Here is a 4,605-nt window from a genome sequence, read left to right as displayed (position 1 = left end):
TGCTGACCGAGGCCACCGCGTGGCCGGAGACCGGGCGGCCGCGCCGGGCCGCGGTGTCAGCGTTCGGTGTGAGCGGTACCAACGCCCACACCATCATCGAGCAGGCGCCTTCCGACATCGAACAGGAGCGACCGGCCGACGCGGCGGCGCCCGACGACCGTGGTACGGCTCCGTGGGCGCTTTCCGCCCGGAGCTCGGACGGCTTGCGTGCTCAGGCGCGGCGACTGCTGGCACATCTGAATGCCCGACCGGAACTGAGCACGCTGGATCTGGGTTATTCGCTGGTGGCGACGCGGTCGGTGTTCGAGCACCGCGCCGTGTTGACGGGCGCGGGCCGTGCGGAGCTGCTGCGCGGCCTGGAGGCTGTCGCCGCTGGTGAGGTCGCCCCGGCAGTGGTCCGTGGTGTTGCGAACGCTTCGGGACTGAAGGCGTTCCTGTTCTCGGGTCAGGGTGCGCAGCGTCTTGGCATGGGGCGGGAGNTTGCGGGAGGTGGTGTTCGCGGCGGAGGGCAGCGCGGACGCCGACTTGCTGGACCAGACGGCGTTCACGCAGCCCGCGCTGTTCGCGGTCGAGGTGGCGTTGTTCCGGTTGCTGGAGCACTGGGGTGTGACCCCGGACGTGGTGATCGGTCACTCCATCGGTGAGATCGCGGCCGCGCATGTGGCGGGGGTGTTCTCGCTGGAGGACGCGTGCGCGCTGGTGGCGGCTCGTGGCCGGTTGATGCAGGCGCTGCCCGAGGGTGGGGCGATGGTGGCCGTCGAGGCGTCGGAGGAGGAGGTCGCTCCGTCGCTGGCCGGGCGTGAGGCCGAGGTGAGCATCGCCGCCGTCAACGGCCCGACCGCGGTCGTCATCGCGGGTGATGAGGCGGTGGCGCTGGAGATCGCCGGGCAGTGGGCGGAGCGGGGCCGCAAGACGCGCCGTCTGCGGGTCAGCCACGCGTTCCACTCGCCGCGTATGGACGCGATGCTGGACGACTTCCGCAAGGTCGTCGAGGGGCTGTCCTTCCAGGCACCGTCGATCGCCCTGGTCTCCAACCTCACGGGTGAGGCGGCCAAGGGCGACGAGATGTGCTCCCCGGAGTACTGGGTGCGGCACGTACGGGAAGCGGTGCGGTTCGCGGACGGGGTGCGAGCGCTTGAGGCGCGGGGTGTGACCACCTTCCTGGAGGTGGGGCCCGACGGCGTGCTCTCGGCGATGACGCAGGACTGTCTGACGGCGGCGGAATCGGCTCCCGTCGTGGTGCCGGTGCTGCGCAAGGACCGTCCCGAGACACAGGCGTTGACCACAGCGCTGGCCGAGCTGCACGTCAACGGGGTCACCATCGACTGGGAGCGGCTGTTCGCCGGACGTGACGCCCAGCGGGTGGAGCTGCCCACCTACGCCTTCCAGCGACAGCGCTACTGGCTGGAGGACAAGGCAGAGGTGGCAGACGGCCCCACCGCTGCCGACAGCGTGGACTCCCGGTTCTGGGAAGCCGTTGAGCGCGAGGACCTGGAGGGGCTGGCGCGGACGCTGGCGGTGGAGGACGAGGCGCAGCAGTCGTCGTTGATGGCGTTGCTTCCGGCGCTGTCGTCGTGGCGGCGTCAGCAGCGTGAGCAGGCCACGGTGGACGGCTGGCGTTACAAGGTGGCCTGGCAGCCCATGGCGTCCGCCGCCGAGGCCTCGCTCTCGGGTGCCTGGCTCGTCGTCCTTCCCGCGTCGCATGCCGATGACGCTCTCGTGTCCGCCACGGTGAAGGGGCTGGAGGCGAGCGGCGCCGATGTCGTGCCGGTGGTGTGGGACAGCTCTGAAGACGATCGTGGCACGGTGGCGGAGCGGCTGCGCGCGGGGCTCGACGGAGCGGGGCTGAAGCCGTCCGAGGCGGTGGGTGTGCTCTCGCTGCTGGGGTTGGACGAGTCGGGGCATGGCGCGTTCGGGGTGGTGCCGGCCGGGCTGGCGGCGATGGTGGGGTTGGTTCAGGGGCTGGGCGACGCCGGTGTGGTGGCACCGCTGTGGTGTGGTACGCGGGGTGCGGTGTCGGTGGGGCGTTCCGACCGGCTGGTGAATCCTGCCCAGGCCACGGTGTGGGGGCTGGGGCAGATCGTCGCGGCGGAATATCCGCAGCGCTGGGGTGGCGTCGTCGACCTTCCCGAGACCGTGGACTCTCGGACGGTGGCGCGTCTGGCCGGGGTGTTGGCCGGTGCGGACGGTGAGGATCAGATAGCGGTGCGTGGCTCCGGGGTGTTTGTGAAGCGGCTGGTGCGTGCGTCCGTGCCCGAGGAAGCGGAGGGCCGGGCGTCCTGGCGTCCGCGTGGTTCGGTGCTGGTGACCGGTGGCACGGGTGCGCTGGGTGGTCATGTGGCGCGGTGGCTGGCGGGGCGTGGTGCCGAGCATCTGGTGCTGACGAGTCGTCGTGGCATGGAGGCCGAGGGTGCCGCCGGGTTGAAGGCGGAACTCGAGGATCTGGGCGCCCGGGTGACGGTGGCCGCGTGTGACGCGGCGGACCGTGAGGCGCTGGCCGCGGTGCTGGACGGGATTCCGGCGGAGTTCCCGTTGGACGCGGTGGTGCATACGGCCGGTGTGCTGGACGACGGCGTGATCGACGCGCTGACGGTGGGACGTGCGGCCGGGGTGTTGCGTCCGAAGGTGGACGCGGCGCGGAACCTGCATGAGCTGACCGCCGGGATGGACCTGTCGGCGTTCGTGCTGTTCTCCTCGGTGGCGGCTACGTTGGGCGGTCCCGGCCAGGGAAGTTACGCGGCGGGTAACGCCTTCTTGGACGCGCTCGCGCTGCAGCGGCGTGCGGATGGTCTTCCGGCCACCTCCATCGCTTGGGGCGCCTGGGCCGGAAGCGGCATGGCGATCGACGGGGACCTCGAAGAGCACATGAGGCGGGGCGGCATGGTCCCGATGAACCCGGAGTTGGCCATCTGCGCACTGCAGCGCGCTCTTGACGTGGACGACACCTTCGCCCTTGTCTTCGATGCCGCATGGGAGCGCCTGGCGGAAGAGCTGAAGGGTGCTCGGCCGGCACCGTTGCTGAGTGAACTGCTCAAGACGGCGCCTTCCCACGCATCACTGGTGCCCTCGGACCCGGTATCGGCCGAGTCGGCCGCGGCGGAGCTGCGTACGAGTCTGGAAGGGCTCTCCTCGGCGAAGCGTCAGCGTTCCCTCCGCAAGCTGGTCCGGCAGCACGTCGCCGCGGTCCTGGAGCACACGACGCCTGACAGTATCGAGAGCGACCGGTCGTTCAGGGAGCTCGGGTTCGACTCGCTGACGGCCGTTCAGCTCCGTAACGCGTTGGGCGCGATCACCGGCCTGGACCTACCGACTACGTTGGTATTCGACTACCCGAACCTCACCGCACTGGCCGCGCATCTGGAGACGAGCATGTTTCCGCAGGGCGGCGCGGTCGAGCAGAGCGACCAGGAAGAGGACCGGATACGCGAGGCGTTGGCCTCTGTTCCGCTCGCGCGTCTCCGTGAAGCGGGACTAGTGGATGTCCTGCTGGAACTCGCCCACACCTCAGAGAACGTTTCTGAGCCGGCGCCGCAAGAAGGAACGAATAGCGCGCTCGACGCGATGGATGTCGATGATCTCGTCCAGAGGGCACTGGGCGGCGCGGACCTTTGATGTTTTTGGAAGTGTGGAGATACTGATGGCTACGTCCTCCGAACGAGTTGTCGAAGCGCTGCGTGCTTCTTTGCGGGAGAACGACCGCCTTAAGCTGCAGAACGAGCGCCTGGTCGCGGCGTCGAAAGAGCCCATCGCCATCGTCGGCATGAGTTGCCGCTTCCCCGGAGGCGTGCGCACCCCGGAGCAACTGTGGCGGCTGGTCGCGGATGCCGTCGACGCCATCTCCGGATTCCCGGCGGACAGGGGCTGGGACACCGAGGCGCTGTACCACCCGGACCCGGACAACCCGGGGACGAGCTACGCCCGAGAAGGCGGCTTCATCTACGAGGCCGACCAGTTCGACCCGCAGTTCTTCGGTATGTCTCCCCGCGAGGCCGCGGCGACCGACCCGCAGCAGCGATTGGTCCTGGAAGCGTCGTGGGAGGTGATCGAGCGAACCGGGATCGACCCGCTGTCTCTGCGTGGCAGGCCGGTCGGGGTTTTCGTGGGCACGAACGGCCAGGACTACGCGAGTCATGTCTATGAGGTAGGGGGTGAACTCGAGGGCCACCTGGGCACGGGCAGCGCGGCCAGTGTGGTGTCGGGCCGCATCTCGTACACCCTCGGTCTCGAGGGGCCCGCGGTGACGGTGGACACGGCGTGTTCGTCGTCGCTGGTGGCGTTGCATCTGGCGGTGCAGGCGCTGCGCCAGGGTGAGTGCGAGCTGGCGCTGGCCGGCGGCGTGACGGTGATGTCGTCGCCGGGTACCTTCGTGGAGTTCAGCCGGCAGCGTGGGCTGGCGCCGGATGGCCGGTGCAAGCCGTTCGCGGACGGGGCGGATGGCACGGGCTGGGGCGAGGGTGTGGGCCTGCTGCTGGTGGAGCGGCTGTCGGACGCGCGGCGCAACGGCCACAAGGTGCTGGCGGTTGTGCGGGGGAGTGCGGTCAACCAGGACGGTGCGTCGAACGGTCTGACGGCGCCGAACGGTCCGTCGCAGCAGCGGGTGATCCG

1 protein-coding gene and 1 pseudogene are annotated in these 4,605 nt (G+C 69.8%); both read left to right on the top strand.

Features of this window, described 5'->3' with window-relative positions:
• Window positions 1-3,612, top strand: a pseudogene (locus tag IEJ02_RS47480) (SDR family NAD(P)-dependent oxidoreductase); the annotation flags it as partial.
• A gap of 25 nt (window positions 3,613-3,637) precedes the next feature.
• Window positions 3,638-4,605: beta-ketoacyl synthase N-terminal-like domain-containing protein (locus tag IEJ02_RS47475; RefSeq protein WP_191070456.1), on the top strand; the 968-nt coding region annotated here is incomplete at its 3' end.

Origin of the sequence: Streptomyces sp. 5-10 (genome assembly GCF_014712245.1) — a bacterium.
Lineage (GTDB): Bacteria > Actinomycetota > Actinomycetes > Streptomycetales > Streptomycetaceae > Streptomyces > Streptomyces violaceusniger.
Note: the sequence above shows the minus strand (reverse complement) of the source record. Positions and strands in the feature narration are given on the sequence as shown.